Source organism: Microvirga aerilata, from assembly GCF_016743775.1.
Classification (GTDB): Bacteria; Pseudomonadota; Alphaproteobacteria; order Rhizobiales; family Beijerinckiaceae; genus Microvirga; species Microvirga aerilata.
Map to the genome: position 1 here is coordinate 63,775 of NZ_JAEQMY010000004.1, position 26,964 is coordinate 90,738.

Annotated in this window: 22 protein-coding genes and 1 other RNA gene; 6 read left to right on the forward strand and 17 right to left on the reverse strand. The window is 65.9% G+C overall.

Features of this window, described 5'->3' with window-relative positions:
• Positions 1 to 31: 31 nt before the first annotated feature.
• The 14 genes from murB to JKG68_RS04270 form a co-directional block, all read right to left on the reverse strand.
• Positions 32 to 952, reverse strand: coding sequence for a UDP-N-acetylmuramate dehydrogenase (gene murB, locus JKG68_RS04205; protein ID WP_376773109.1), 921 nt, complete (start codon positions 950 to 952; stop codon positions 32 to 34).
• Positions 952 to 2,367, reverse strand: coding sequence for a UDP-N-acetylmuramate--L-alanine ligase (gene murC, locus JKG68_RS04210; protein ID WP_202056127.1), 1,416 nt, complete (start codon positions 2,365 to 2,367; stop codon positions 952 to 954). Before murC ends, murB begins: the two co-directional genes overlap by 1 nt.
• Positions 2,364 to 3,482: an undecaprenyldiphospho-muramoylpentapeptide beta-N-acetylglucosaminyltransferase gene (gene murG / locus JKG68_RS04215; RefSeq protein ID WP_202056129.1), complete on the reverse strand. Its 1,119-nt coding sequence runs from the start codon at positions 3,480 to 3,482 to the stop codon at positions 2,364 to 2,366. Before murG ends, murC begins: the two co-directional genes overlap by 4 nt.
• On the reverse strand, positions 3,479 to 4,624 hold the full coding sequence (locus JKG68_RS04220; RefSeq protein ID WP_202056130.1) for an FtsW/RodA/SpoVE family cell cycle protein: 1,146 nt from the start codon (positions 4,622 to 4,624) through the stop codon (positions 3,479 to 3,481). Before JKG68_RS04220 ends, murG begins: the two co-directional genes overlap by 4 nt.
• 2 nt (positions 4,625 to 4,626) lie before the next feature.
• Positions 4,627 to 6,018 carry a UDP-N-acetylmuramoyl-L-alanine--D-glutamate ligase gene (gene murD / locus JKG68_RS04225; RefSeq protein WP_202056132.1) on the reverse strand — a complete coding sequence of 464 codons (1,392 nt, stop codon included), beginning with the start codon at positions 6,016 to 6,018 and terminating at the stop codon, positions 4,627 to 4,629.
• A gap of 4 nt (positions 6,019 to 6,022) precedes the next feature.
• Complete coding sequence (mraY, locus tag JKG68_RS04230) at positions 6,023 to 7,108, reverse strand: phospho-N-acetylmuramoyl-pentapeptide-transferase (RefSeq protein WP_202056134.1); 1,086 nt, start codon at positions 7,106 to 7,108, stop codon at positions 6,023 to 6,025.
• 3 nt (positions 7,109 to 7,111) lie between these two features.
• Positions 7,112 to 8,545: a UDP-N-acetylmuramoylalanyl-D-glutamyl-2,6-diaminopimelate--D-alanyl-D-alanine ligase gene (locus JKG68_RS04235; RefSeq protein ID WP_202056136.1), complete on the reverse strand. Its 1,434-nt coding sequence runs from the start codon at positions 8,543 to 8,545 to the stop codon at positions 7,112 to 7,114.
• A complete protein-coding gene (locus tag JKG68_RS04240; RefSeq protein ID WP_202056138.1) occupies positions 8,542 to 10,011 on the reverse strand; it encodes a UDP-N-acetylmuramoyl-L-alanyl-D-glutamate--2,6-diaminopimelate ligase in 1,470 nt (489 codons plus the stop codon). The genes JKG68_RS04235 and JKG68_RS04240 overlap by 4 nt, the downstream gene beginning before the upstream one ends.
• Positions 10,008 to 11,783, reverse strand: a complete 1,776-nt coding sequence (locus tag JKG68_RS04245; RefSeq protein WP_202056143.1) for a peptidoglycan D,D-transpeptidase FtsI family protein — start codon at positions 11,781 to 11,783, stop codon at positions 10,008 to 10,010. Before JKG68_RS04245 ends, JKG68_RS04240 begins: the two co-directional genes overlap by 4 nt.
• Entirely contained in the window at positions 11,780 to 12,175 is a 396-nt protein-coding gene (gene ftsL, locus JKG68_RS04250) for a cell division protein FtsL (RefSeq protein WP_202056145.1), read from the reverse strand. Before ftsL ends, JKG68_RS04245 begins: the two co-directional genes overlap by 4 nt.
• On the reverse strand, positions 12,172 to 13,221 hold the full coding sequence (rsmH, locus tag JKG68_RS04255; RefSeq protein ID WP_202056148.1) for a 16S rRNA (cytosine(1402)-N(4))-methyltransferase RsmH: 1,050 nt from the start codon (positions 13,219 to 13,221) through the stop codon (positions 12,172 to 12,174). Before rsmH ends, ftsL begins: the two co-directional genes overlap by 4 nt.
• Positions 13,218 to 13,715, reverse strand: a complete 498-nt coding sequence (mraZ, locus tag JKG68_RS04260; protein ID WP_202056150.1) for a division/cell wall cluster transcriptional repressor MraZ — start codon at positions 13,713 to 13,715, stop codon at positions 13,218 to 13,220. Before mraZ ends, rsmH begins: the two co-directional genes overlap by 4 nt.
• A 310-nt stretch (positions 13,716 to 14,025) precedes the next feature.
• Positions 14,026 to 14,420: RNase P RNA component class A (gene rnpB / locus JKG68_RS04265), an RNA gene on the reverse strand.
• 44 nt (positions 14,421 to 14,464) lie between these two features.
• Positions 14,465 to 15,250 (reverse strand): lytic transglycosylase domain-containing protein, encoded by a 786-nt coding sequence (locus JKG68_RS04270; protein ID WP_202056152.1) that lies wholly within the window; start codon positions 15,248 to 15,250, stop codon positions 14,465 to 14,467.
• A gap of 292 nt (positions 15,251 to 15,542) precedes the next feature.
• Here JKG68_RS04270 and JKG68_RS04275 point away from each other — a divergent pair, with 292 nt between their 5' ends.
• The 6 genes from JKG68_RS04275 to JKG68_RS04300 all read left to right on the forward strand — a co-directional run bounded on the left by JKG68_RS04275 (position 15,543) and on the right by JKG68_RS04300 (position 20,910).
• Positions 15,543 to 15,821: a YMGG-like glycine zipper-containing protein gene (locus tag JKG68_RS04275; protein WP_202056153.1), complete on the forward strand. Its 279-nt coding sequence runs from the start codon at positions 15,543 to 15,545 to the stop codon at positions 15,819 to 15,821.
• Between the two features lie 105 nt (positions 15,822 to 15,926).
• Positions 15,927 to 16,652 (forward strand): TerB family tellurite resistance protein, encoded by a 726-nt coding sequence (locus JKG68_RS04280; protein ID WP_202056154.1) that lies wholly within the window; start codon positions 15,927 to 15,929, stop codon positions 16,650 to 16,652.
• Between the two features lie 4 nt (positions 16,653 to 16,656).
• On the forward strand, positions 16,657 to 17,424 hold the full coding sequence (locus JKG68_RS04285) for an N-acetylmuramoyl-L-alanine amidase (protein ID WP_202056155.1): 768 nt from the start codon (positions 16,657 to 16,659) through the stop codon (positions 17,422 to 17,424).
• 81 nt (positions 17,425 to 17,505) lie between these two features.
• Positions 17,506 to 18,945 (forward strand): efflux RND transporter periplasmic adaptor subunit, encoded by a 1,440-nt coding sequence (locus tag JKG68_RS04290; RefSeq protein WP_202056157.1) that lies wholly within the window; start codon positions 17,506 to 17,508, stop codon positions 18,943 to 18,945.
• A gap of 13 nt (positions 18,946 to 18,958) precedes the next feature.
• Positions 18,959 to 19,681, forward strand: coding sequence for an ABC transporter ATP-binding protein (locus JKG68_RS04295; RefSeq protein ID WP_202056159.1), 723 nt, complete (start codon positions 18,959 to 18,961; stop codon positions 19,679 to 19,681).
• On the forward strand, positions 19,678 to 20,910 hold the full coding sequence (locus JKG68_RS04300) for an ABC transporter permease (RefSeq protein WP_202056161.1): 1,233 nt from the start codon (positions 19,678 to 19,680) through the stop codon (positions 20,908 to 20,910). The genes JKG68_RS04295 and JKG68_RS04300 overlap by 4 nt, the downstream gene beginning before the upstream one ends.
• Before the next feature lie 262 nt (positions 20,911 to 21,172).
• Here the strand turns inward: JKG68_RS04300 and metH are convergent, their stop codons facing one another.
• The 3 genes from metH to JKG68_RS04315 all read right to left on the reverse strand — a co-directional run bounded on the left by metH (position 21,173) and on the right by JKG68_RS04315 (position 26,955).
• Entirely contained in the window at positions 21,173 to 24,928 is a 3,756-nt protein-coding gene (gene metH, locus JKG68_RS04305; protein WP_202056165.1) for a methionine synthase, read from the reverse strand.
• 108 nt (positions 24,929 to 25,036) lie between these two features.
• A complete protein-coding gene (metF, locus tag JKG68_RS04310; RefSeq protein ID WP_202056170.1) occupies positions 25,037 to 25,942 on the reverse strand; it encodes a methylenetetrahydrofolate reductase [NAD(P)H] in 906 nt (301 codons plus the stop codon).
• Positions 25,942 to 26,955 carry an ArsR/SmtB family transcription factor gene (locus JKG68_RS04315; protein ID WP_202056172.1) on the reverse strand — a complete coding sequence of 338 codons (1,014 nt, stop codon included), beginning with the start codon at positions 26,953 to 26,955 and terminating at the stop codon, positions 25,942 to 25,944. The genes metF and JKG68_RS04315 overlap by 1 nt, the downstream gene beginning before the upstream one ends.
• Positions 26,956 to 26,964: the final 9 nt, after the last annotated feature.

The following is a 26,964-nucleotide window of genomic DNA, read 5'->3' on the forward strand; positions in this document are numbered from 1 at the left end:
CCCGGCGAAACCGGGTCAAAAGTGATTCGAATCAGGCCTTGGGCAGCCCGACCCGCTTGATTTCCCATTCGAGCTCCACGCCCGAGGTCTCCCGGACCCGGCGGCGGACCTCCTCGCCGAGGCCCTCGATGTCGGCCGCAGAGGCCGAGCCATGGTTGATCAGGAAGTTGCAGTGCATCTCGGACACCTGGGCGTCGCCCACGCGCAGGCCCCGGCACCCGGCCGCATCGACCAACTCCCACGCCTTCCGGCCCGGCGGGTTCTTGAAGGTGGAGCCGCCCGTGCGGGTGTTCACCGGCTGGGTCGAGGAGCGCGCCTCCGTGATGGCGTTCATCTCCGCCAGGATCTCGGCCGAATCACCCGGCCGCCCCTCGAACAGGGCCTCCGTGAAGATCACGTCCTCCGGCACGCTCGCATGGCGATAGGTGAAGCCCATCTGGGCATTGGTGAAGGCGACGGCCTCGCCGGTGCGGGTGACGCCCTTGGCCTCGACCAGCACGTCCTTGGTCTCGCCCCCGTAGGCGCCGCCGTTCATGCGAAGCGCGCCGCCGATGGCGCCGGGAATGCCGCGCAGGAAGGAGAGGCCCGCAATGCCGGCCTCCGCCGCCGCTCGCGCCACTTTCACGTCGGGGGCGCCGGCGCCGGCGCGAACGCGCAGGCCGGGCTCGACCGACACGTCGGCGAAGCCTTTGCCCAGCCGGATCACGACGCCTTCCAGCCCCCCGTCGCGGATGAGCAGGTTGGACCCGAGTCCGACCACCAGAACCGGCACCTGCCGGTCGAGATGCTGCAGGAAGTAGGCCAGATCATCCACGTCGGCCGGCGTGAACAGCACCTGCGCCGGGCCGCCCGTGCGAAACCAGGACAGGGGCGCCGTCGGCGCGTTCGCCTCCAGCTTGCCCCGCAGTTCGGGCATGCCCGCTTTCAGGCTGGGGGTGACATCGGCAAACATCAGGCCGCCTTCTCGCCCAGCGCTTCGAGCTCGCTCGGCAGGGCATAGGCCCACTGGGTGATGTTGCCGGCGCCGAGGCAGATCACGTAGTCGCCCGGCCTCGCGACGCCCTTGACGAGGCTCGCGAGATCCTCGGAGCGTTCGAGCGCCATCACGTTGCGGTGGCCGCGCGCCTTGAGGCCGGACACCAGACCGTCGCGGTCGGCCCCCTGGATCGGCTGCTCGCCCGCCGCATAGACCGGCGCGACGATGACCGCATCCGCATCGTTGAAGCATGTGCAGAACTGGTCGAACAGGGACGACAGCCGCGAGTAGCGGTGCGGCTGCACCACGGCGATGACCTGGCCGTCCGTGGAGGCGCGGGCTGCTTTCAGCACCGCCGCGATCTCGATGGGATGGTGGCCGTAATCGTCGAACACGGTGACGCCGTTCCAGTCTCCCGTGCGGGTGAAGCGGCGCTTCACGCCGCCGAATCCGCCGAGCGCCTTGCGGATCGCGTCCGGCGACACGCCGAGTTCGTGGGCGACCGCGATGGCGGCCGTGGCGTTGAGGGCGTTGTGCGCGCCGGGCATCGGCAGCACGAGGTCTTCGAGCTCGAGGCGGAAGCCGGGGCGGCGGTCGCGGATCATCACCCGGAACCTGGTTTGCCCGCCGCGCGGATCGACATCCATGATGCGCACGTCGGCCTGCGGGTTCTCGCCGTAGGTGATGATGCGACGATCCTCGATGCGGCCCACGAGGTCCTGCACGGTCGGATGGTCGATGCACATCACCGCGAAGCCGTAGAACGGGATCGAGTTGATGAAGGAATGGAAGGCGTCCTTGATCGCGTCGTAGGTGCCGAAGTGATCGAGATGCTCGGCGTCGATGTTGGTGACGATGGCCACGTCCGCCGGGAGCTTCAGGAAGGTGCCGTCGGATTCGTCCGCCTCCACCACCATCCACTGGCCGTCGCCCATGCGGGCGTTGGTGCCGTAGGCGTTGATGATGCCGCCGTTGATGACCGTGGGATCGAGCCCGCCCGCGTCCAGCAGCGTGGCGACGAGCGAGGTCGTGGTGGTCTTGCCGTGGGTGCCGGCCACCGCGACGCAGGACTTGAAGCGCATGAGCTCCGCCAGCATCTCGGCACGGCGCACCACCGGCAGGCGCTTCTCGCGGGCGACGATCAGCTCCGGGTTGTCGCGCTTGATCGCGGTGGAGACCACCACGATCTCGGCATTTTCCACGTTCTCGGCCTTGTGTCCGATAAAGGTCTTGATGCCCTTATCGGCCAAGCGCCTCACGTTGTAGTTGTCGGAGGCATCCGAGCCCTGCACCGTATAGCCCAGATTGTGCATGACCTCGGCGATGCCCGACATGCCGATGCCGCCGATGCCGATGAAGTGAATGGGACCAAGCTTCGGCGGCAGTTTCATGGGTTTTTTCCGTTATTGCTCAAAGGGATTAAAGGAAGAACGGCTTGCGCCAGGCGCTCCGCCGCATCCGTGATGCTGGCGCTATGTGCAGCGGCGGCGGCCTGGGTCAAGCGGTCAGGCTCTTGAAAAAATGAACGAATCTCGCCTGCAAGGCGCTCAGGAGTGAAATCGGATTGCGGGCAGACGATGGCCGCGCCAAGATCTCCAAGGGTTTTGGCGTTGGCGGCCTGGTCCTGATCGAGCGCACCCGGCAGGGGCACGAGAATCGACGGACGGCCGATCACGGCGAGTTCCGCCACGGTCGAGGCGCCGGATCGGGAGACCACCAGATGGGCCTGGGCCAGCCGCTGCGGCAGGTCCTTGAAGAAGGGCTCGGCCTCGAATTCCACGCCCAGGCGCCCGTAATGGTCGCGCACGCGCTCCAGATCCTCGCCGCGGGCCTGCTGGGTGACGACGATGCGTGAGCGCAACTCCGGCGGCAGGAGCTCGATGGCAGGCGGCACCACGTCGCTCATGACTCGCGCGCCCTGGCTGCCGCCGACCACGAGGAGACGCAGCTTTCCGGCGGGCTCGAGGGTGGCATAGGGCTGCTTGGCGGCCTCTAGCACCGCTGGCCGGATCGGGTTGCCCGTGTGGACGACCTTGCCCGGGATGTTCGCCGGGATGCCCTTGATGCCGGCAAATCCCGTGGCGATCACGGTAGCGCGGCGGGCGAGCAGGCGGTTCGCGCGCCCCATCACGCCGTTCGCCTCGTGGATCACCGTCGGCACCTTGAGGAGCGAGGCGGCGATCACCGGCGGCACGGTCGGATAGCCACCGAAGCCGACCACAACGCCGGGCTTCAGGCGGCGGATGACGGAAGCGGCCCTCAGGGTCCCCTGCCCCAGCATCAGCGCGGCCTTTGCCATCTGCGGGATGGAGCGGCCGGAGGGCGTGGCGGAGGGAACCTCGACGATCTCGTCCGCCGGGAATGAGCCCGCAAAGGCGTTGGCGCGCTTGTCGGTGGCGAGCGCCACCCGAAGACCTGAGGCTTTCAGGGCATTCGCGAGAGCTTCGGCCGGAAACAGATGACCGCCGGTTCCGCCGGCGGTCAGGAGGATGAGAGGAGCGGTCATCCGCGCGGCCAATCTTGATTGAAGTTGTCCATCATCTCCGCGCGCGGGCGACGCCGCGTGAGCGCGATGAGGAAGCCCATGCCGAGCGCCAGAGACAACAGAGAGGAGCCGCCATAGGAGATGAACGGCAGCGTCATGCCCTTGGCGGGCATGAGGTGCACGTTCACCATCATGTTGATGCAGGCCTGCAGGCCGAACATGAAGATGAGGCCGGTGGCGGCCAGACGGCAGAACGTATCCTCGTTGCGGCGGGCAAGCGTCAGGCCGCGCACGACGATGAACGCGAAGATCATGAGGAGAAGGATGCACACCACGATACCGAACTCTTCCGCCGTAACGGCGAAGATGAAGTCCGTATGCGCATCGGGCAGGATGCGCTTGACCGTGCCCTCGCCCGGGCCGCGCCCGAGCCAGCCGCCGCGGGAGAAGGCTTCCATGGCGGTGTCCACCTGGAAGCTGTCGCCCGAATCCTTATCCAGGAACCGTTCGATGCGGGCGCGCACGTGCGGCAGGAACTGATAGGCCGCGCCAATGCCCAGAAGCCCGGCGCCACCAAGGCCCATGACCCAGAACCAGTGCAGGCCCGCGACGAAGAAGATGCCGCACCACACGATGGTGACCAGCATGGTCTGGCCGAAATCCGGCTGCAGGATAAGCGGGATGATAGTGGCGGGCAGAAGCAGGAACGCCAGAAGCGTGCCCGGCACGTCCTTGCGCCTTGCGCCTTCGGAGAAGGCCCAGGCCGAGAGCACCACGAAGGCGGGCTTGACGAACTCCGACGGCTGAATGCCGAGCGGCCCGATCACGATCCAGCGGTGCGCGCCCTTGATCTCGGGGCCGTACTGGAAGGCCAGGAGGATCAGCGCCATGCCGAGGCCGTAAACCAGCAGCGCCAGCCGCCGGATATGGCGAAGCGACAGGAACGAGACCGGGATCATGATGCACAAGGCAGGCACCAGGAAGAACACCTGCCGGTTCACGAAGTGAAACGTGGAGAGGCCGAGGCGCTCCGCGACGGGCGGGCCGCCTGCCATGAGAAAGACGAGGCCCGACAGCATGAGGACGGCGAGGCCTGCGATGAGCAAGCGGTCGACCGTCCACCACCAATCGCCGAAAGCCGAGCGTTCCGCGCGCGACACCATCTTCAAGCCCCCTTGGCTTCAAGGCCGGGTAAGCCCCGAACCAGATCGCGGAAATGGTTTCCGCGCACTTCGTAATTCGAAAATTGATCGTAGGACGCGCAGGCCGGCGACAGCAGCACGACCGATGCGCCGTTCATGGCAGCAGCATCGGACGCCGCCTGCTCCACGGCTCTGTCGAGGGTGCCGCAATGGACATGGGGAACGTCGCTGCCCAGCGTCTTTGCAAAATCGTCCGAGGCCGCGCCGATGAGATAGGCTTTGCGGATCTTCGGGAAGTAGGACTTCAGCGGCTCGATGCCGCCCTCCTTGGCCTTGCCGCCGAGGATCCAGAAAATATCGTCGAAGGACTTCAGGGCCTTCTCGGTGGAATCCGCGTTGGTGGCCTTAGAGTCGTTGATGAAGAGCGTCTCGCCGATGCGGCCGACCTCTTCCATCCGGTGCGGCAGGCCCGGGAAGGTATGCAGTCCCGAGCGGATCTCGTCAGGGGAAACATTCAGCGCCAGGGCGATCGCAACGGCGGCGGCGGCGTTTTGCGCATTGTGAGCGCCACGCAGCGAGCCGATGCCCGACAGGTTCGCCACGGGAGCGGCGTCGGACCCTGTTATGCCGACAAGCGTTTCCCCGTCCGCAAAAACGCCCTTCCGGCCGATCGGCTCGACGGAAATGCGGGCGACATTCACGCCCTTGGCTTCGCAGGCTTCGGCAATCGCACGACTCATCGGGTCATCGATGCCGATGACGGCAAGGCCCGCTCCGGCCACCAGCCGCTCCTTGATCGCCGCATAATTCTCCATCGTCCCATGCCGGTCGATGTGATCGGGCGAGAGGTTGAGATGGACGCCGATGGTGGGCGCGAGGGAGGGTGCGAGATCGATCTGGAACGAGGAGCACTCGACCACATGGATACGGCTCTCGGTCGGCGGCTCCAGGGAGAGGATCGCGGTGCCGATATTGCCGCCCATCTGCACGTCCCGGCCCGCCTCGCGCAGGATATGCGCGACGAGGGCCGTGGTGGTGGACTTGCCGTTGGTGCCGGTGATGGCCACGAAGGGCGCGTTGGGCGCGATGCTGGCCCGCTCGCGGCAGAACAGCTCGATATCGCCGATGATCTCGACGCCGGCTTGCCTAGCCAGCTTCGCCGACCAGTGCGGCTCGGGGTGGGTGAGCGGCACGCCGGGCGAGAGAATGAAGGACGTGACCTCGGACCAGTCGGCCTCGCGCAGGTCTGCGGTCTCGATGCCCTTGGCATTGGCCTCCGCCATCTTCGCCGGATTGTCGTCGCAGGCGATCACCCGCGCTCCGCCCGCTTTCAGGGCAAGCGCCGTCGCGAGCCCCGAGCCGCCGAGGCCGAAGAGGGCGACCGTTTTGCCGGAGAAGGTGGTGACGGGCGTCATGGGTTCACCGCAGCTTGAGGGTCGACAGGCCGACGAGCGCCAGCACCACGGCAATGATCCAGAACCGGATCACCACCTGCGGCTCGGTCCAGCCCAGCTGCTCGAAATGGTGGTGGATCGGCGCCATCTTGAACACGCGCTTGCCGGTGAGCTTGAACGAGGCCACCTGGATGATCACTGACATGATCTCCAGCACGAACAGGCCGCCCACGATGGCCAGAACGATCTCGTGCTTGGCCGCGACCGCAATCGTGCCGAGAAGACCGCCAAGGGCCAGAGACCCGGTATCTCCCATGAAGATCTGGGCCGGAGGCGCATTGAACCAGAGGAATCCGATGCCGGCCCCGATGAGCGCACCGCAAATCACCGCGAGCTCGCCGGTGCCGGGCACGAAATGGATCTGCAGGTAGTTGGAGAACACCGCGTTGCCGGCCAGATAGGCGATGAAGCCGAAGGTGCCGGCCGCGATCATCACCGGCACGATGGCCAAGCCGTCGAGACCGTCCGTGATGTTCACCGCGTTGCCCGCGCCGACGATCACGAAGGCGGCGAACACGATGTAGAACCAGCCCAGATTGAAGATCAGCTCCTTCGAGAAGGGCAGCGCCAGCTTGTTGGCAAGCCCCGGCGTCGCCATGAACGAGATGGCAAGGCATGCAACGATCGCGATCAGGGCCTCGATGGCAAGGCGCGAGCGGCCGGAGAAGCCTTTGTGCGACTGCTTGGTGACCTTCAGGTAATCGTCGTAGAAGCCGATGGCGCCGAAGCCCACGGTGACGAACAGCACGATCCAGACATAGTGGTTCTCGAGATTTGCCCAGAGCAGGGTCGAGACCAGAACGCCCGCCATGATCATCAACCCGCCCATGGTGGGCGTGCCGCGCTTCGTCAGGAGGTGCGATTGCGGCCCGTCCTCGCGGATCGGCTGCCCCTTGCCCTGGCGCACGCGCAGGAGCGAGATGATCGACGGCCCGAACAGGAACACGAAGAGAAGCCCCGTCGCCGTCGCGCCGCCGGTGCGGAACGTGATGTAGCGGAAGATGTTGAGGGGGCTGAAATAGGGGCTGAACTCAGCCAACCAGGTTAACATCGACTATCCTTTCAGCGCGTGGGCCGTGGGGCTCGCGCCGTAACGTTCTTTCAAGGCTTTGACAACCAAAGCCATCTTCATGCTGAGCGAGCCCTTCACGGTCACCGCGTCGCCGGGACGCAGGGCCGCCAGCACCGCATCGACCAGCTCGGCGGAGGTCTCCGCATGGTCCGCGACCTTGGCTTTCGGCAGGGCGTCCACGAGGTTTCGCATCAGGGGTCCGGCCGCGAAGACGAGATCGATCCTGTTGGCCTCGACCGCCTCCGCCAGCTCCCGATGGAGGCCGGGACCCTTCTCGCCCAATTCCTTCATGTCGCCCAGCACGGCAATGCGCCGCGCCCCGCGACCGAGCTCGACCGCGCCGAGATTGGCAAGCGCCGCGCGCATGGAGGCCGGGTTGGCGTTGTAGCTCTCGTCGATCAGCAGGGCCTCGGCCTCGCCGATGGACAGCATGGTGCGCTCGCCGCGCCCGACTGGGGGCTTCATGTCGGCGAAGGAGAGCGCCACCAGGGCCAGATCCGCGCCGAGCGCATGGGAGGCGGCAAGCACGCTCAAGGAGTTGAGCGCGTTGTGCCGGCCCGCCGTGCCGATCCTGTAGGTCAGGGGTTGGCCGAAGACCGTGGCGTCGACGATGGAGTGATCGGGCTTCACGATGATGCGGCGAGCGCGAATATCCGCGGCCTCATGCTCGCCGAAGGTGACCACGCGGCCTGCCGCGGACGCGAAGGCGTGGGCGCGCATGCGCTCGAAGTAAGGGTTGTCGCGGTTGATCACCGCCGTGCCGCCGGGCTCCAGCCCTGAGAAGATCTCGCCCTTGGCGTCCGCGATGCCCCAGAGCGACGGGAAGAACTCGATATGAACCGGCTCGACCGTGGTGATCACCGCCACATGAGGGCGGACCATGCCGGTGAGCGGCAGGATCTCGTGGGCATGGTTCATGCCGATCTCGAACACGCCGAACTCGGTGTCTCGCGGCATGCGCGAGAGCGTGAGCGGAACGCCCCAGTGATTGTTGTAGGAGGCGACGGACGCATGAGTCGTGCCCTGGCGCGAGAGCGCGAGGCGCATGGCCTCCTTCGTGCCGGTCTTGCCGACGGAGCCGGTGATGGCGACGATCTTGGCGCTCGTGCGCCTGCGGGCGGCACGGCCGAGCTGGCGCATGGCCTCGAGCACGTCCGGCACCACGATCAGCCGGTCGGAAGCCCCGAAGGCTGGAGCCTTGTCCTCGGAGACGACGGCGGCGGATGCGCCTTTCTCCAGGGCGGCCGACACGAAATCGTGGCCGTCATGCACGTCGCCCTTGATGGCGAAGTAGAGATCGCCCGGCTCGAGGGTGCGCGTGTCGATGGAAGCGCCGGTGGCCTGGGCAAAGCCCGCGCCAATGCGGGCGCCGGTGGCGGCTGCGATCTCGTCCGATGTCCAGAGGGGCGCGTTCATCCCTGCCTCGCTGCAATGGCCGCCCGGACTTCGTCGTGGTCCGAGAACGGCAGGGTCCGGTCGCCGATGATTTGGCCCGTTTCATGGCCTTTGCCGGCCACGACCAGAATATCGCCCGTGCGAAGCTCGCCCACGGCCGTGCGGATGGCCTCGGCGCGGTCGCCGATCTCGCGGGCGCGGGGCGCGGCTTTCATGACTTCTGCGCGAATGGCGGCCGGATCCTCCGAGCGAGGATTATCGTCCGTGACGATGACAACATCCGCCTTGTCGTTGGCGATGCGCCCCATGAGCGGGCGCTTGCCGCGATCCCGGTCGCCGCCGCAGCCGACGACGCAGACCAGCTTTCCCTGCACGAAGGGCCGCACCGCATCGAGCACATGGGCGAGCGCATCGGGCTTGTGAGCATAGTCGACGATGCAGATGGCTCCATCCACCTCGCCCACCTGCTCCAGGCGGCCACGCACCCCTTTGAGCGTCTCGAAGCCCTCGAACACCTCGGCCGCCCTGCCCTCGCCCTCAACGGCCAGCACGAGGCCGGCGGCGACGAGGGCGTTCTCGACCTGGAAGGCGCCGAGCAGCGGCAGGGTGGTCCGGAAGGTTTTCCCGAAAGCCTCGATGGTCAGGGCCTGGGCAAAGCCGTCCGCACGGGCTTCGACGAGACGGAGCGTCTCGCCCATGCTGCCGGTGGTGATGATCTTGAGCCCACGGTTGCGGACGCCGTGCAGGAAGACGTCGGCATAGGGGCCGTCCGCATTGATGATCGCAGGCGCATCCTGCGGCAGCAGGGTGTCGAACAGGCGAAGCTTCGCGGCCGCATAGGCCTCGGTCGTGGCGTGGTAATCGAGATGGTCCCGGCCGAGATTGGTGAAGCCTGCCGCCTGCAGCCGCACCCCGTCGAGACGACGCTGGTCGATGCCGTGCGATGACGCCTCCATGGCGAGCCGCGTCACGCCGTCAGTCGCCAGTCGGTCGAACCCCTCGTGCAGGGTGATCGGATCGGGCGTGGTGAGCGAGCCATAGGCCGCGCCATCAGACGTGATGATGCCGAGCGTGCCCACGCTCGCGGACTTGTATCCCAGATGGGCGAAAAGCTGGCGCGTGAAATCGGCCACCGAGCTCTTGCCGCTCGTGCCCGTGACGGCGACGGTTCTCTCAGGCTGATTTGGATAGAAGCGGGCCGCCGCGAGGGCCAGCGTGCGGCGCACATCCTTCACCTGGACATAGGCGATGCTGCTCGGGAGATCCGACGGACGCTCGGCCTCTCCGACGATGGCCGAAGCGCCTGCGGACACCGCTTGCGGCACGAAGCTCATGCCGTCCACCTTGGTGCCGGGCACGGCGAAGAACAGGGTGCCGGGCTCCACCTTGCGGCTGTCGGAAGCGATCTTGGCAACCGCAAGGGACGCCTTGGCGTCGCCTGCCGCGAGATCGAGAAGATCGCCGAGATGCATGGTTCGTGCGTTCATCGATTGCTGCCCCAGGCGCCGAGGCGCGACATGAGCGGGAAGGGCTGAGCCGGCGGCTCGAAGCGCGGCGGCACGCCGAGCAGCGGGGCCACGCGTTCGATGACGTTGCCGGTCACAGGGCCTGCGTTCCAGCCGGCCGTCGAGAAGCCATAGGTGCCCTCCACCGCCTGCGGCTCGTCCATGATGGTCAGGAACACGTATTTCGGCTTGTCGGACGGCACGATCGCCGTAAAGGTGGTGAAGTTCTTGCTCTTGGCGTAGCGGCCGTTGATCACCTTCTCGGCGGTACCGGTCTTGCCGCCGACGAAGAAGCCGGCGATGGAGGCGGAGCCTGCAGAACCCTCCGGCGTGGACGCGTTGAGGCGCATGATATAGCGCATGGCCTCACTCGTCTCGGGCTTGAGCACCTGCAGGGCATTCTGGCGAGCCTCGGCCTCGGTGCGCTTCAGGAAGGTCGGCTTGATCATGACGCCGCCGTTCACCAGGGCGCCAACCGCCGAAAGAGCCTGAAGCGGCGCAACGGCGAGGCCGTGGCCGAACGCGATGGTGATCGTGTTCAGCTCACCCCAGCGCGGCGGAATGATGGGCAAGGCAGATTCGGGCAATTCCGTCTCGAGGCGGGACAGCTGACCCATCTTGCGCAGGAACGCCTTGTGGCCTTCCACGCCAATGCCGAGCGCCATGCGGGCCGTGCCGATATTGGACGAGTGCACGAACACTTCCGGCGTGGTGAGAACGCGGCGCGTCGGATGGTAATCGCCGATGGTGAAGCGGCCGTAACGCAGGCCGGCCCTCGCGTCGAAGGTCGAGTTGATGTTGTACTTGCCGGAGTCGAGCGCCATCGCGACCGTGAGGGCCTTGAAGGTGGAGCCCATCTCGAACACGCCCACATTGATGCGGTTGATCCGGTCCTTGTCCAGCGCATCGACGGGGTTGTTGGGATCGTAGTCCGGCAGAGACACCAGCGCGATGATCTCGCCCGTGTTCACGTCCAGGATCGCGCCGGCCGTCGCCTTGGCCTTGAACTTCGCCATGCCTTTCTGGAGCTCGTCACGCAACGCGTGCTGCACCCGCAGGTCGAGGGAGAGCTGAATGGGCTTCAGATCGGCGGCCTGGATGTTGAAGCCTGCGCCGTTCAGGTCCTGCAGGCCCATGCTGTCGATGTATTTCTCGATGCCAGCGATGCCCACATTGTCCACGTTGGCGAAGCCGAGCACGTGGGCGGCCGCCTCGGCATTGGGGTAGACGCGCTTGTTCTCGGGCAGGAAGCCGACGCCCGGAATGCCGAGGCGATGCACCTCCGCCTGCTGGCGCGGCGTGATCTCGCGCTTCACCCACACGAAGCCCTTCTTGGTGCCGAGCTTGTTGCGCAGATCGGTGGCGTCGAGATCGGGCAGCACCGCCGTCAGGAGCTCGACCGCCTCGTCCTTGTCGATGATGTTGCGCGGCTCCGCGAACACCGACACCATCTTCACGTCGGTGGCCAGCACATCGCCGTTGCGGTCGATGATGTCGGGACGCGCGGCGGAGATTTCGGACGAGGCCGCGCGGCGCACCTCGCTCGTGTTCTCGCTGGTGAGGGCCAGGTGAACGAGGCGCCCGCCGATCACGCTGAAGAGGCCGACGAAGCAGACGGCGGCGAGGCCCACCCGCGACGTGCTCTTGTCGACGCGCAGGCGAAACAGCTCGCGGGCATGCCCGAGGATGCTGCGTTTCGAAGGGAGGCTCTTGCCCTGCAATGCGGTTCTGGTCTCTTGCAACACGAGGCTCACCGTTTCGGGGTTTGGGTCGTCGGGGTGCGAACGTCGGACGTCTTATCCTTCGGAGTCGCGGTGGGCCCGAGGAGACCGAGGGCTTCGAGCTTGCGGCCGATTTCGTCCTCGCGGGAGGGACGGTTCGGCAGGTCGGACAAACGGGCGAGCTGCTGGATCTTCAAGGCATGAAGATCGAGATGCTTGTCGGCGGCTTCTTGAAGACGGTCAGGGCGGTCGAGATACTGCCACTCCGCCTGCAAGACCGCGATGGCCTCGCGCTCGCGCTGCACCTGGGATTTGAGCTTTGCCACCTGCTCGGCGTAGAAGAGCGTGTCGTACTTGATCGAGTAGGCATAGCCCGCCGACGCGATGAGCACCGAAATGGCGATGATGTGGAGCAGTCGGATCACCGGCGCCCTCCCCGTTTTTCAGCTGTCTGCGGCAGTTCGGCCAGCATGGTGATGGCGCTCAAGGGCTCCTGCGGCGGCGTCTCGGTGCGGGCGCCGGCCCGCAGCTTCGCCGAGCGGGCCCGGGGGTTGCGCGCCATTTCCTGCTCGCTCGGACCGACAGGTCCCCTGGTCATCGCGTCGAAGGTGGTTTCCGGAGCGGCGGCCGTCGGCAGATGGCGCGAGCCGGTGGCCGCGCGCCCGGTGCGGGCTGCGAAGAACTGCTTCACGATGCGATCTTCGAGCGAATGGAACGTCACGACCACGAGGCGGCCGCCGGGCTTGAGAATGCGCTCGGCCGCATGCAGCGCGCGCACCAGTTCGCCCAGCTCGTCGTTGACGGCGATGCGGAGGCCTTGAAACACGCGGGTTGCCGGATGGATGCCGCCGGGCTCCTGGCGGATCAGCGAGGCCACCAGATCGGCAAGCTGCCGCGTGGTCTCGAAGGGCTGACGACGGCGCATCTCGATGATGGCGCGGGCGACCGCGCGGGCGCGGCGCTCCTCGCCATAATGGTAGAAGATGTCCGCGAGTTCGGCCTCGGAGGATTCGTTGACGAGATCGGCAGCGCTCGGACCGTCCTGCTCCATGCGCATGTCGAGGGGGCCGTCGTTGCGGAACGAGAAGCCGCGCTCGGCCTGATCGAGCTGCATGGACGACACGCCGATGTCGAGCACCACGCCGTCGACGCTCTCGAAGCCCTGCGAGCGCGCGAGTTCGTCGAGATCGCCGAAGCGGCCGGGCACGAGCATCAGGCGCTTCTTGAACTTCGCCGCAAGAGAGGCCCCGCCCGCGATCGCATCGGGATCGCGGTCGATGGCGATCACCCTGTTTTGCGGATGGCCGTCGAGAATGGCGCGCGTGTAGCCGCCGGCGCCGAACGTACCGTCTATGAACGTTCCGCCGCGCTTGACATCGAGCGCCGTGCAGACCTCCGCCAGGAGAACAGGAACGTGACGGGTCGGTCCGCCAGCGGCTCCGGCTCCTGGGCCGTCGCCGCGTCCCATCATCGTTCCCGCACTCCTGGTGAGGTGTTCTGCACTGTACGTGGCTCCATCATTCGGGTTCCCAAAGCTTTCTTCAGGTCTCGGACCTTCGTGCGCGCCTCCTCCAAGTGCGCACGGAAGCGCTCGGGCTCCCAAATCTGGAACTTGTGACCGAGCCCGACGAACGTCACCGTATCGCCGATCCCGGCATGCACTTTCACTGTATCCGTCAGGATGACACGCCCCTCCGGATCGACCTTGAGAATCTCGCTGGTTCCGAACAACGCCGTCGACAGCTGATCCCGTTCGTCCGAATAGGGCGACAGCGTCGACAAGAACGCATCGATCTCGTTCAGAAGCACATTGCCGCCTGCGTCCAGAGCCTGCGCGTCGAGCGCCGGATGTACGTAGAGACCCTCGAATCCATCCCTGGCCAACACGGCCCGGAAGGATGCGGGGATCGAGACGCGACCCTTCGAATCCAACTTGTTGGTGAAATTGGACACGAAGCGGTTCATTGGCCGCAGCTCGCAAGCTCCCGATTGTCAGCCCCCCGGCAGATCTTGACGATCCGCCACCCGTTGTCGGTTGAGACGCTACTTTCTGAAGCCGAACGCCAGCATTTCTTGAGTGCTTGACGCCCCCTTCGGAAGACACCGTCGACGGGATGATTTGGGATAACATGGGATAATATGGGCGTCAACGGAACGAGGATGGACTGCACGCCTCTTGGCATGCGTTCCACATGAGACGCATTTACGGTTAATGAATCGTAAGCGGAGCAAAGGTTTGCTCCGCTTTTCGCAAATTTCGGGCCTGTGGAAAGATGGGGTCAGCCGGCCTGTAAGCCGGGTTCTGTAGGGCCCAAAGTCTAAGACCTTGGACGTGGCGACCATTCCTCTGGGACGGTCATTGCTGACCGCCTCGAGCAACCAACCCGGACGACCAGCCTGGAAGCGGGCCTGGCGCGAACGCCTGTCGTCCCTATTTGGTTTTGCTCCTGGTGGGGTTTACCATGCCGTCCGCATTGCTGCGTCCGCGGTGCGCTCTTACCGCACCCTTTCACCCTGACCCCGAAGATCCGAGAACCTTTGCGGGGCGGTTTGCTTTCTGTGGCACTTTCCCTAGGGTTGCCCCCGCCGGACGTTATCCGGCACCGTGCTTCCATGGAGCCCGGACTTTCCTCCCCGAGCTGAGCTCGAAGCGGCCGCCCGGCCAGCTGACGGAGGGGATGTGGTGCCAAAAGAGGCGGTCCGTCAAGGACCGATTATTCGGCCGCCGCCGTGATCACCTTCACCTTGGCGCAATAGGCCCGCGATGCGCCCGTCATAGTCTGGGTGCGGTGGCCGAACTGATAGCGCAGGATGGTGCCGCAGGTGTCGCCGCCGGCGAGCTGGTAGGCCTTGGCCAGATATTTGAGCCCGTAACGGAGATTGGTCTCCGCATCGAGAAGCCCGGCTGCCGCCCCCTGGTACCCCAGGGACTGGGCCGTGCGGAAGTTGATTTGCGTCAGGCCCATGTTCGGACCGTTGCGAGCGCCGGCATTGTAGCGGCTCTCGAGACGAACGACCGCGTCGGCGAGTTCATAGGGCAGATCGTTCTCGGAGGCATAGCGCACGATCAGCGGCTTGAGGGCGCTGGCGCGCACCGCATCGGACAACCGGGCCTTTGTCTTGGTCTCGACCTGAGGCAGGGACAGAGCGGCACTCTGGTCTTCGGTTGTTTCGTCTTCCGGCTCGGCCGCGGCTTCCCGCACCCTGCTCTCCTCGGTCTCCCGGGGCTTGCCGGCTTCGGCGACAGCCTCCTTCGCCTTTTTCTTGTCCGCTCCCTTGGCTGTCTTCGCGGAGGCCTTGGGCTCGGGAGCCTCGACCGTCTCCTCCTCGGCGAAAGCCCTCTCGGCCTCGGCCGCTGCCTTCAGGAATTCCTCAGCCTGGTCCGGCGAGATGACGGCGCCTCCATTTCCTCCCTCGGCCCTGGCCTGCGATGCAACGGCCAACGCGGCCGCACCGAGAGTCGCAATGGCCAAGGTTCTGAGGAAATGTTGCCAAGTCATACCCAAACTCCGGACGGCATTGATCGTGAGGGTGTGGTCGGTGAGGGGCAAATAAGGCGAAGATGTGGCACATCATGCCAAAACTATGTTCAGGAGATGTTCAAGCTTGACCATGGAAACTGGCAAATACGGGCTGGCCCGGCCCGTTTTAGCCTGTGGGAAACCACAAGAATTTCGGCAGCTTATGGGCGCTGCAAGGAACTCTTTCTGTTGCCGGGAGTTGGCGACAGCGTAAGGTCAAGCTAAGTAGGGCTGGGTAGCCTACAGCCCGCTAGATAACAGGGAAGCCTCCATGAAAAAGATCATGACAGCAATTGCCGCCGGTGCTCTCACCCTCTCGATGGCAGCGTGCAACACTCCTGGCGAGCGTGCCGTCGGCGGCGCTGCTATCGGCGGTCTGGCTGGTGCGGCAATCGGCGGCGCTGCCACCGGCACTGCAGGCGGCGCTCTTGCCGGCGCGGCAATCGGTGGTGCTGGCGGCGCGATCGTCGGAGCCAGCACGACTCCGCGCGGCCCGGCATGCCCCTATGGCACGTACCAGGACGTGTACGGCAACGTGTACTGCCGCTAATCACGCATCCAGGATCGAATATCGGGGGCCGAGGCGATCTCGGCCCCTTTTCTTTTGCCCTCATCTTTTCTTTTGCCCTCACTTGGGCTTACCACTGTATCCAAGATGATTCAGTCGATTTGGGGAAAGCTGGGCGGTGCCGGCTTAGGGTTGGCGCTGGGGGGGCCGATTGGGGCTCTCCTGGGCGGCGTCGCAGGCCACATGCTCGTCGATCGGGAGGGCTCTCTTTTCGGAAAGCCGCCGCGCGACATCGTTTTCACGATGGGCCTCGTGGCCCTGGCGGCCAAGATGGCGAAGGCCGACGGCGTCGTCGTCGATATCGAGATCGAGGCGTTCGAACGGATCGTCGAGGTTCCGGACACCGAGCACGATCGGGTCGAGCGCCTGTTCAGGCTCGCCATGCAGACCTCCGACGGCTTCGAGTCCTACGCCGGGCAGCTCGCCGAGGAGTTCAAGGAGGAGCCTGCGCTCCTGGAGGATGTGCTCGACGGCCTGTTTCACATCGCCAAGGCCGACGCGGCGATCCATGAGGCCGAGTATGCCTACCTCAAGGAAGTGGCGGCGATCTTCGCCTTCTCTGACATGGATTTCGAGCGCATCGCCGCCCGCCATGTGCAACGCGCCGACGACCCCTATCTCATCATCAAGGCCGAGCGCGGGATGAGCGACGACGAGCTGAAACGGCATTACCGCAAGCTCGTGGCCGAGAACCACCCCGACCGGGAAATCGCCCGCGGCCTGCCGCCCGAGGCGGTCAAGATCGCGACCGAGCGTCTCGCGGCCATCAATGCGGCGTGGGAACAGATCGCAACCGAGAGGGGCATCAGGTAGCCGCATGAGCGCCCTGTCCCCTGAAAGCCCGGTTGCCGCCAAGGTGTTTCCGTCGCCCAATCATGGGGAGCGAAAGGACGGCCAGCGCCCGAGCATGCTCGTCCTTCACTACACCGGCATGCCCAACGAGGGCGAAGCGCTCCAGTGGCTCTGCAACCCGATCTCCCAGGTGTCGGCCCACTACTTCGTGTTCGGCGACGGGCGCGTTCTCCAGCTCGTGCCGGAGTCCCGGCGGGCCTGGCATGCGGGCATGTCGTTCTGGGAGGGGGAGTCCGATATCAACTCCTGCTCCATCGGCATTGAGATCGCCAATCCCGGCCATCCGGGAGGCCTGCCGCCCTTTCCGGACGAACAGATCGAGAGCGTTGCGGCGCTGGCCAGGGACATCGTCGCCCGCTGGCGCATCCCGGCGACCCGCGTGCTCGGCCATTCGGACGTGGCGCCCGGCCGCAAGGTCGATCCGGGCGAGCTCTTTCCCTGGCACAAGCTGCACCAGGCGGGCGTCGGCCACTGGGTTTCGCCTGCGGTCACCAGCGACGGGCGCTTCTTCTCCCGGGGCGACCAGGGCATGCCCATCGAGGCGCTCCAGGCGATGCTCGCCATGTACGGCTACGGCGTGAAGATCAGCGGCACCTTCGACGAGGATACGGAAAAGGTGGTCGCCGCGTTCCAGCGCCATTTCAGGCCCGAGCGCGTCGACGGGGTGGCGGATGCCTCCACGATCATGACTCTGCGCAACCTGATCGCCGCACGGCCAACAACCGCCGCATGACAAAGAGTTAACTCGAAACACTCCGGCAAATAGGCCACAATCGACGCTCATAGACAGGCTTGTCTGGAAGAGGGCTGTTCGTTGCGTCGCGCTTGGTTGTGGTTGATCGGTATCCTGCTCGTGGCCGGGGTCGCCGGCTACGTCCTGTGGAAGCCTACAGGCAGCAATGCGTCGGATCAGGCCTATCGCCTCGGCACGGTGGATCGCGGCTCCATCACGGCGAGCGTACGGGCGACCGGAACCCTCAATCCGGTGACCACGGTTCTGGTGGGCTCACAGCTCTCCGGCCAGGTGGTCGAGATCCTGGCGGACTACAACACGCCCGTGACGCAGGGCCAGGTGGTGGCCCGCATCTATTCCGAGCAGATCAAGTCGCGCCGGGACGCGGCGCTCGCGGACCTTGCCCAGGCCAGGGCAGACCTCGACACCAAGCGGGCCCAGATCGACAAGGCGCGCTCGGCCCTGCAGCGCTCAGAGGCACAGGCCGACGATCTGGTGGCGCAGCGCAACCGGACGCAGGCGCAGCTTGACGAGGCGCAGCGCAATTTCGAGCGGCAGACGGAGCTGACCGCCCGCGCCGTGGGAACCCAGACGGCCCTTGAGCAGGCCAGAACGCAGGTGCAGATCCAGACCGCGAACCTCGCCTCGGCGCAGGCGCAGATCGCCTCGAACCGCGCGGAGCTGGAGGGCCTCAAGGCCGACCTCGCCCTGGCGGAGGCCGGCGTCAAATCCGCTGAGGCCATCATCCTGCAGCGCCAGGCCAAGCTGCGCGACATCGAGATCGACCTGGCCCGCACCGAGGTGAAGTCTCCTGTGGACGGCGTCGTCATCAAGCGTGAGGTTGAACTCGGCCAGACCGTTGCCGCTTCGCTTTCGGCCCCAACTCTCTTCACCATCGCCCAGGACCTGAGCCAGATCGACATCTACGCCAATATCGACGAGGCGGATGTCGGCCGCCTGAAGGAAGGCCAAAAGGTAAGCTTCACCGTCAACGCCTATCCCAACCGCACCTTCGAGGGCAGCGTGCGCATGGTGCGCCTTTCCGCGCAGACGGTGCAGAACGTGGTCACCTACACGGCCGTCATCGGGGTCAGGAACCGGGATCAATCGCTCCTGCCCGGCATGACGGCCAACCTCCAGATCGTCACCGACGAGCGCGAGGACGTGCTGCGCATCCCCAACGCAGCCCTGCGGTTCCGGCCGGCGATTGCCGTGGCCGGGGGCGGGGACGGAACCGCCGCACCGGAGGGCGAGCCTTCCAGGCGGCGGCAGCGCAGCCAGGCGGACCGGGCGAGCGTCGAGGAAGGAACCGGTGCACGCATTTATCGACCTGGCCCCGACGGCAGTCCGCAGCCCGTGCCGGTCCGCCTAGGGGTGACGGACGGAGCCTATACGGAGATCGTTCGCGGGCAGGTTCAGGAGGGCGCTGCGGTGATCGTCGGCGCCTCGCGTGCAGGCGCGACGGAAGACGCGGCAGGAGCGCCCGGCACTCGTCGCCCGCGCCCGCCGCGGATGTTCTAGGGGGAGCCGCGCCGTGGCCCTCATCGAAACACGCGATCTGAGGCGGGTCTACGATCTCGACGCCGGCCGCGTCGTGGCGCTCGACGGCGTGTCGCTCGCTATCGACCAGGGTGATTTCGTCGCCGTGATGGGACCCTCCGGCTCGGGCAAGTCCACCTTCATGAATCTCATCGGCTGCCTCGACAGGCCCAGCAGCGGCGAATATCGGCTCGCCGGCGCGGCGGTCGAAAGCCTTGATGCGGACGGGCTCGCGCGCCTGCGCAACCGCGAGATCGGCTTCGTCTTCCAGCAGTTCAACCTGCTCCCCCGGGTCGATGCCCTGAGCAACGTGGAACTGCCCATGGTCTATGCGGGCTTCGACCGCAAGACGCGCCGCGAGCAGGCCTTGCGCTCCTTGAGCCGCGTGGGCCTCGCCGAGCGGGCACATCACCGCCCGATGCAATTGTCCGGCGGCCAGCAGCAGCGCGTGGCGATTGCGCGGGCGCTGGTCAACAGCCCGAGCCTGCTCCTTGCCGACGAGCCGACCGGCGCGCTCGACAGCCACACGGCAAACGAGATCCTGAGCCTGTTCCAGGAGCTCAACCGGGAAGGCGTCACCATCGTGCTCGTGACCCATGACGCCGAGGTGGGCCGCCATGCCCATCGGCTTGTCCGGTTTCGGGATGGTCGCGTGATCGAGGATCGGCGCCAGACGCCGGTCGACGCGCGGGATCTCGCGCCGGAGGCCGCCGAATGAGACTGGTCGAGGCCATCCGCTCCGCGCTCTCCGCCATCATGGCCAATGCCCTGCGCAGCCTTCTCACCATGCTGGGCATCGTCATCGGGGTGGCCGCCGTGATCGCCATGGTGGCCATCGGCTCAGGGGCGCGCAATCTCGTCGACAGCCAAATCCGCTCGCTGGGCGCGAACCTTGCCATCGTCACGCCGGGCAACGTCACGCAGGGCGGCGCTCGGCTCGGCGCAGGCGCCGCCTCCTCCCTCACGGACGAGGATGCGCAGGCCATCCGGCGCGAGGTCGACGGCGTGGTGGCGGCAGCGCCCTTCGTGCAGGGCGGAGCCCAGGTCGTGGCCGGCGGCAGCAACTGGGGCACGCGCATCTACGGCGTCGATCTCGACTGGTTTTCCGCCCGTGAATGGGATGTCGCTGACGGACGCACCTTCGATCCGGAGGAAGTGCGCCGCGGCGACATCGTGATCATCCTAGGCCAAACGGTTGCCCGCAATCTCTTCGGCGAGGCCGACCCTCTCGATCAAGTGGTGCGCGTGCGCAACGTGCCGTTCCGGGTCATCGGCGTGATGGCGCCCAAAGGCCAATCCGCCTTCGGGCAGGACCAGGACGACGTGATCTTCGTGCCGCTCGATGCCGGGCGCCGCCGCGTGATCGGCCGCAACTATGCCAAGGACGGCTCCGTCGGCTCGATCTTCGTGAAGTTCGCCAACGAGGAGGACATCGAGCCCGGCATCGAGAGCATGACGCAGCTCCTGCGCCAGCGCCACCGGATCACCGGCGAGCAGGAGGACGATTTCTCCATCCGCAACCTGACGGAGATCGCCAACACGGCGTCCGCCTCCGCCAATACCCTGTCCATGCTGCTTGCGGCCGTCGCGGCCGTATCGCTGCTGGTGGGCGGCATCGGCATCATGAACATCATGCTGGTCTCGGTCACCGAGCGCACCCGCGAGATCGGCCTGCGCCTCGCCGTCGGCGCGCGCCCGCGCGACATCCGCAGCCAGTTTCTCATCGAGGCAACAACGCTCTCCACCATCGGCGGTGCGCTCGGGATCGGCCTCGGCGCAGGCGCCGCCTATCTCGTGGCGCAGCTCGCCGGCTGGCCGTCGCTGGTCTCCACCAACGCCATCCTCATGGCCGTCGGCTTCTCTGCGCTGGTCGGCATCTTCTTCGGGTTCTATCCGGCGCAAAGAGCGGCGAAGCTCGACCCGATCGAGGCGCTGCGGCGGGAGTAGCTGTCAAAGGTGTCGTTTAGGACGGCATAAGCCGATCCGAGATCGAGTGACAGGTAGAGCGCGGGCTTCCCTCCCCCTTGTGGGGAGGGGTGGTCACGGCAGCGACCGGGGTGGGGGTGTCGGCGCCAGAGCCTCATAGGCTATCGCTCACACCCCCACCTCCAACTCCTCCCCACAAGGGGAGGAGGTCCGGTCGTGCTACTCTCGTCTACTGAGCAAATTGCTGCTCCGCAGTCCCGGAGCAGCAACAAGTAGCCGGGCCCTACTCCGCCGCCATCACCCGATAGCGCGCCGGATCGTAGTTCAGGATCGGCGCAAGCCAGCGCTCGACCTCCGCCACGCTCATATCCTTGCGCGCCGCGTAGTCCTCCACTTGGTCGCGCTCCACCTTGGCAACCCCGAAGTAATACGCCTCGGGGTGGGACAGGTAGAGGCCCGACACGGAGGAGCCCGGCCACATGGCATAGGACTCGGTGAGCGTCACGCCGATCCGGCGTTCCGCCTCGAGCAGGCTGAACAGGGTAGCCTTTTCCGTATGATCGGGCTGGGCCGGATACCCAGGCGCCGGACGGATGCCCTGGTATTCCTCGCCGATCAGGCCGTCACCCGTGAGGTTCTCATCCGGCGCATAGGCCCAGAACTCCTTGCGCACGCGCTCGTGCATGCGTTCCGCGAATGCTTCCGCGAGACGGTCGGCCAGAGCTTTCACCATGATGGAGCGGTAATCGTCGTTGGCGCGCTCGAACCGTTCCGCGATGCGCACTTCCTCGATGCCGGACGTCACCACGAAGGCGCCGATCCAGTCCGGCTTGCCGCTCTCTGCCGGGGCCACGAAATCGGAAAGGCACATGTTGGGCTTGCCGTCGCGCTTGGAGAGCTGCTGGCGCAGTCCATGGAAGGTGGCGAGGTCCTCCGAGCGGCTCTCGCCGGTATAGAGACGGATGTCGTCGCCGACCGCATTGGCGGGCCAGAAGCCAATGACTGCCTTGGGATTGAACCACCGCTCCTCGACGAGCTGCTTGAGCATTCCTTGGGCATCGTCCCAAAGCTGACGCGCGGCTTCTCCCTGCTTCTCGTCTTCGAGAATGGCCGGGAAGCGGCCCTTCAGCTCCCAGGTCTGGAAGAAGGGCGTCCAGTCGATATAGGGCACCAGCTCGCCCACGTCGTAGCTGCGGAACACCCGTGCGCCGGTAAAGGTGGGCTTGGGCGGCTGGTAGGACGACCAGTCGAACACAGGCCTGTTGGCGCGGGCCTTCTCAAGCGACAGGCGCTGCTTGTCGGACTCGGAGCGGGCGTGAGCCTCCGCCACCTTCCGGTACTCGGCCCGGAGCGTCTCCACATAGCCGTCCTTCATGTCCGAGGACAGCAGCGACGACACGACGCCGACCGCGCGGCTCGCATCGGTCACATAGACGGCCTGGCCCTTGTGATAGTTCGGATGGATCTTCACCGCCGTATGCACGCGGCTCGTGGTCGCGCCGCCGATGAGGAGCGGTATGTCGAAGCCCTCGCGCTCCATTTCGCTTGCCACATGCACCATCTCGTCCAGCGACGGCGTGATGAGGCCGGAGAGGCCGATTATGTCGACGTTTTCCTTGCGCGCCGTCTCCAGGATCTTCTGGGCCGGCACCATGACGCCGAGATCGAGAACCTCGTAGTTGTTGCAGGCGAGCACCACGCCCACGATGTTCTTGCCGATATCGTGCACGTCGCCCTTCACGGTCGCCATCAGCACCTTGCCGGCGGCGGAGCGCTCGGTCGAGCCGGAAGCCGCCTTCTCGGCTTCCATGTAGGGCATGAGATAGGCCACGGCCTGCTTCATGACGCGGGCGGATTTCACCACCTGCGGCAGGAACATCTTTCCTGCGCCGAAGAGATCCCCGACCACGTTCATGCCGGCCATGAGCGGGCCCTCGATCACGTGCAGCGGACGCTCCACGTTCCGGCGCGCTTCTTCCGTGTCCTGCTCGATGAATTCGGTGATGCCGTTGACGAGCGCGTGCTCGATGCGCTTCCCCACGGACCAGGAGCGCCATTCGAGATCGGCCGTCTTCACGGCTCCCGTGCCATCGCCCTTGAAGCGGGGCGCTGCCTCCAGCAGGCGCTCCGTTGCATCGGAGCGACGGTTGAGAACCACGTCCTCGCAGAGCTCGCGCAGCTCGGGGTCGATCTGCTCGTACACCGCGAGCTGACCGGCATTCACGATGCCCATGTCCATGCCGACCTTGATGGTGTGGAACAGGAACACCGAATGCATGGCCTCGCGCACGGGCTCGTTGCCGCGGAACGAGAAGGAAAGGTTTGATACGCCGCCCGAGATGTGGGCGTGCGGCAGGGTTTCGCGGATGATGCGCGTGGCCTCGATAAAATCGACGCCGTAGCCGTTGTGCTCCTCGATGCCGGTTGCGACCGCAAACACGTTCGGATCGAAGATGATGTCTTCGGGGGGAAAGCCCACCTGCTCGGTGAGGATCCTGTAGGCGCGCGTGCAGATCTCGACCTTGCGCTCCAGGGTGTCCGCCTGGCCCTGCTCGTCGAAGGCCATGACCACGACGGCGGCACCATAGGAGCGGCAGATCCTGGCCTGCTCGATGAACGCCGCCTCGCCCTCCTTCATGGAGATCGAGTTGACGATGGCCTTGCCCTGGATGCACTTGAGGCCGGCCTCGATCACGTGAAACTTGGAGGAATCCACCATCACCGGAACGCGGGCGATGTCAGGCTCGCCCGCGACGAGATTGAGGAACTCCACCATCGCCTTCTCGGAATCGAGCAGGCCCTCGTCCATATTGATGTCGATGATCTGGGCGCCGTTCGCCACCTGATCGCGCGCCACGTCGAGGGCTGCGGCGTAGTCGCCATTGGTGACGAGCTTGCGGAATTTGGCGGAGCCCGTGACGTTCGTGCGCTCGCCCACATTCACGAAGGGAATGTCTGAGGTGAGCGTGAAGGGCTCGAGACCCGACAGGCGCATGAGAGGCTTGGACTGAGAGACCCGGCGCGGCGCCTTTCCGGCAACGGCCTCCGCGATGGCGCGGATGTGCTCCGGCGTCGTGCCGCAGCAGCCGCCGACCACGTTGACGAGCCCCGCATCCGCAAACTCCGCCAGCATGGTGGCCGTGGCCTCGGGACGCTCGTCGTAGAGGCCGAACTCGTTGGGCAGGCCGGCATTCGGATAGGCGCAGACGAGGGTATCGGCAGCCCTCCCGATCTCCTGGATGTGCGCACGCATTTCCCGTGCGCCAAGGGCGCAGTTGAGGCCGATGGAGAACGGCTCCGCGTGGCGCACCGAATGCCAGAAGGCGGTGGGCGTCTGCCCTGAGAGCGTGCGCCCGGACAGGTCCGTGATCGTGCCCGAAATCATCACGGGCAGCTTCACGCCCTTCTCGGCGAAAACCTGATGGATCGCGACGATCGCGGCCTTGGCGTTCAAGGTGTCGAAGATCGTTTCGATGAGGATGATCTCCGCGCCGCCGTCGATCAGCCCCCTCACCTGCTCCGCGTAAGAATCGCGCACCTGATCGAAGGTCACGGCGCGATAGCCAGGATTGTTCACGTCCGGCGAGATGGAAAGCGTGCGGTTCGTCGGCCCGATGGCACCGGCGACGAAGCGGCGGCGACCGTCTTCCTTCTGGGCGATCAGCGCGGCCTCGCGGGCCAAGCGCGCGCCGTCGAAGTTCAGGTCGTAGACGATCTCCTCCATGCCGTAATCGGCTTGCGCAATCGAGGTGCCGGAGAAGGTGTTCGTTTCGACGATGTCCGCGCCTGCGCGGAAGTAGTCCAGGTGCACATTGCGCACCGCATCGGGCTGCGTGAGGATGAGCAGGTCGTTGTTGCCCTTGACGTCCTGCTTCCAATCCTTGAAGCGGTCCCCGCGGAAATCCTCCTCCGAGAAGCGCGAGCGCTGCAGCTCCGTTCCCATCGCCCCGTCGAGCACGAGAATCCGACCCATGGCGGCCTCGCGAAGCGCCCTGAGAACATCGGCGCCATTGGCGGGAGAGGGAGTAAACACAGTCATTCGATGGTTCTCTTTTCACTGCGGCCGTTTCGCATCCGGCCGCTCATGCTTTTTTGAGCACGACACATGCAAGTGCCCGGCATGATCGATGCCAGGCATCGTGTATTCTCAGGCAGCCGCCTTCACGTTCTGATCGCGCAAGCCCAGCAAGTGGCAAATCGCGAAGACCAGATCGGCGCGGTTCATGGTGTAGAAGTGGAATTCGTTGATGCCGCGGTCGACGAGATCGATCACCTGCTCGGCCGCAACCGCGGCCGCAACGAGCTTGCGGGTCTCCACATCGCCCTCGAGCCCCTCGAAGCGCGCGGCGAGCCATTCTGGCACGCTCGCGCCGGTCTTGGACGCAAAGTTCGCCGTCTGCTTGAAGTTCTGCACCGGCACGATGCCCGGCACGATGGGGATGTCGATGCCGCGCGCGCGAACGCGGTCGAGATAGCGGAAATAATGATCGTTATCGAAGAAGAACTGCGTGATGGCACGGTCAGCCCCGCAGTCGACCTTGGCCTTCAGCGCGTCGATATCCGCATCGAGAGACGCCGCCTCCGGGTGCTTTTCCGGATACGCCGAGACGGAGACCTCGAAGTCGCCGATAGCCTTGATGCCGGCGACAAGATCGCAGGTCTGCCGATAGCCGCCGGGATGCGGCTCGTAGGCCGTGCCGATGCCGGCTACCGGATCGCCCCGCAGGGCGACGATGTGACGGACGCCCGCATCCCAATAGGAGCGGATCACGTCGTCGATCTCGCCTTTTGTGGCCGCAACACAGGTGAGGTGGGCTGCAGGCTTGAGCTGCGTTTCCTGGACGAGGCGCGAGACCGTGGCATGGGTGCGCTCACGGGTGGAGCCGCCCGCCCCATAGGTCACGGAGACGAATTGCGGGTTGAGCGGGGCGAGGCGCTGGATGGACGCCCACAGGGTCGTTTCCATCTCCGGCGTCTTCGGCGGGAAGAACTCGAAGGAGACCTTGATGGGACAGGAGGCCTGGCGGCTGGGGCGAAGGGCGATGGGTGACATCAGGCGACCTCTCTGTCGGGTTCACTCAAGGGCCAATCCGTCACCACGCGGCGATCCTGGCCAAGCCAAAGGGAGACGGTCAATTGCTCGTCACCTTTCTTCGGTGAAGCGATTTCCCGGTTGAGCGTGCAGTCGAGGCCCGCCTCGTCGAGCCAGCCCGCCACCTGCGACGGAGCGAACCCGAGACGGCGATGGGCTTGGGCCTCGCGCAGGAATTCCAGATTATGCGGGGCAAAATCGACCACGAGGATGCGCCCGCCCGGCGCCACGAGGCGCGCCGCCTCGCGGATCGCCCGGGCCGGATCGTCGAGGTAGTGCAGCACCTGATGGATGACGACGAGATCGAAGGTGTTGCGGGGGAACGGAGGCGCGTAGATATCCCCCTGCCGCAGCTCGATGCCTCTCAGGCCTGCCTTTTCCAGATTGGAACGCGCCACGGACAGCATGGCATGGCTGGCATCGAGCCCGACGGTCCGCTTGGCCCGAGGCGCCAGCAGCTGCAGCATGCGGCCGGTGCCGGTGCCGAGATCGACGAGGTTGCGGATGCCGCCCTGCCCCAATGCGTCAAGAACGGCGGCCTCGACCACCGCCTCGGGGGCATGAAGGGAGCGGATGCGGTCCCAATCGGGCGCCAGACGGGAGAAGAAGGCCTGGGCCGCCTGCGAGCGCTGGGCCCGGACCGCTTCGAGACGGGTCCGGTCCTCCAGCAGTTGCGGATCGGAGCGGTCGAGGCTCTCCAGGGTCGGGCGGATGATGCGCAGGGCGACGCCGCGGTCAGTCAGCCGGAAGAACGCCCACGCGCCCTCCCGGTGCCGCTCCACGAGGCCTGCTTCGACCAGAAGCTTCAGGTGACGGGAGATGCGCGGCTGGGACTGCCCCAGGATGTCCGTGAGGTCGGAGACCGACAGCTCCCCTTCCGTCAATAGGGCAAGGATCCGCAGGCGCGTCTCCTCGGCGGCAGCCCGCAGGACATCCAGGGTCAGATCCAGCGATGGAGACGGCGACTCGGCCACGGGCAAATC

Bases quoted from the DNA above. Each gene is read 5' to 3' on its own strand.
- murB (WP_376773109.1), bottom strand. From the start codon at position 952: ATGTTTGCCGATGTCACCCCCAGCCTGAAAGCGGGCATGCCCGAACTG.
- murC (WP_202056127.1), bottom strand. From the start codon at position 2,367: ATGAAACTGCCGCCGAAGCTTGGTCCCATTCACTTCATCGGCATCGGC.
- murG (WP_202056129.1), bottom strand. From the start codon at position 3,482: ATGACCGCTCCTCTCATCCTCCTGACCGCCGGCGGAACCGGCGGTCAT.
- JKG68_RS04220 (WP_202056130.1), bottom strand. From the start codon at position 4,624: ATGGTGTCGCGCGCGGAACGCTCGGCTTTCGGCGATTGGTGGTGGACG.
- murD (WP_202056132.1), bottom strand. From the start codon at position 6,018: ATGACGCCCGTCACCACCTTCTCCGGCAAAACGGTCGCCCTCTTCGGC.
- mraY (WP_202056134.1), bottom strand. From the start codon at position 7,108: ATGTTAACCTGGTTGGCTGAGTTCAGCCCCTATTTCAGCCCCCTCAAC.
- JKG68_RS04235 (WP_202056136.1), bottom strand. From the start codon at position 8,545: ATGAACGCGCCCCTCTGGACATCGGACGAGATCGCAGCCGCCACCGGC.
- JKG68_RS04240 (WP_202056138.1), bottom strand. From the start codon at position 10,011: ATGAACGCACGAACCATGCATCTCGGCGATCTTCTCGATCTCGCGGCA.
- rsmH (WP_202056148.1), bottom strand. From the start codon at position 13,221: ATGATGGGACGCGGCGACGGCCCAGGAGCCGGAGCCGCTGGCGGACCG.
- mraZ (WP_202056150.1), bottom strand. From the start codon at position 13,715: ATGAACCGCTTCGTGTCCAATTTCACCAACAAGTTGGATTCGAAGGGT.
- JKG68_RS04270 (WP_202056152.1), bottom strand. From the start codon at position 15,250: ATGACTTGGCAACATTTCCTCAGAACCTTGGCCATTGCGACTCTCGGT.
- JKG68_RS04275 (WP_202056153.1), top strand. From the start codon at position 15,543: ATGAAAAAGATCATGACAGCAATTGCCGCCGGTGCTCTCACCCTCTCG.
- JKG68_RS04280 (WP_202056154.1), top strand. From the start codon at position 15,927: ATGATTCAGTCGATTTGGGGAAAGCTGGGCGGTGCCGGCTTAGGGTTG.
- JKG68_RS04285 (WP_202056155.1), top strand. From the start codon at position 16,657: ATGAGCGCCCTGTCCCCTGAAAGCCCGGTTGCCGCCAAGGTGTTTCCG.
- JKG68_RS04300 (WP_202056161.1), top strand. From the start codon at position 19,678: ATGAGACTGGTCGAGGCCATCCGCTCCGCGCTCTCCGCCATCATGGCC.
- metH (WP_202056165.1), bottom strand. From the start codon at position 24,928: ATGACTGTGTTTACTCCCTCTCCCGCCAATGGCGCCGATGTTCTCAGG.
- metF (WP_202056170.1), bottom strand. From the start codon at position 25,942: ATGTCACCCATCGCCCTTCGCCCCAGCCGCCAGGCCTCCTGTCCCATC.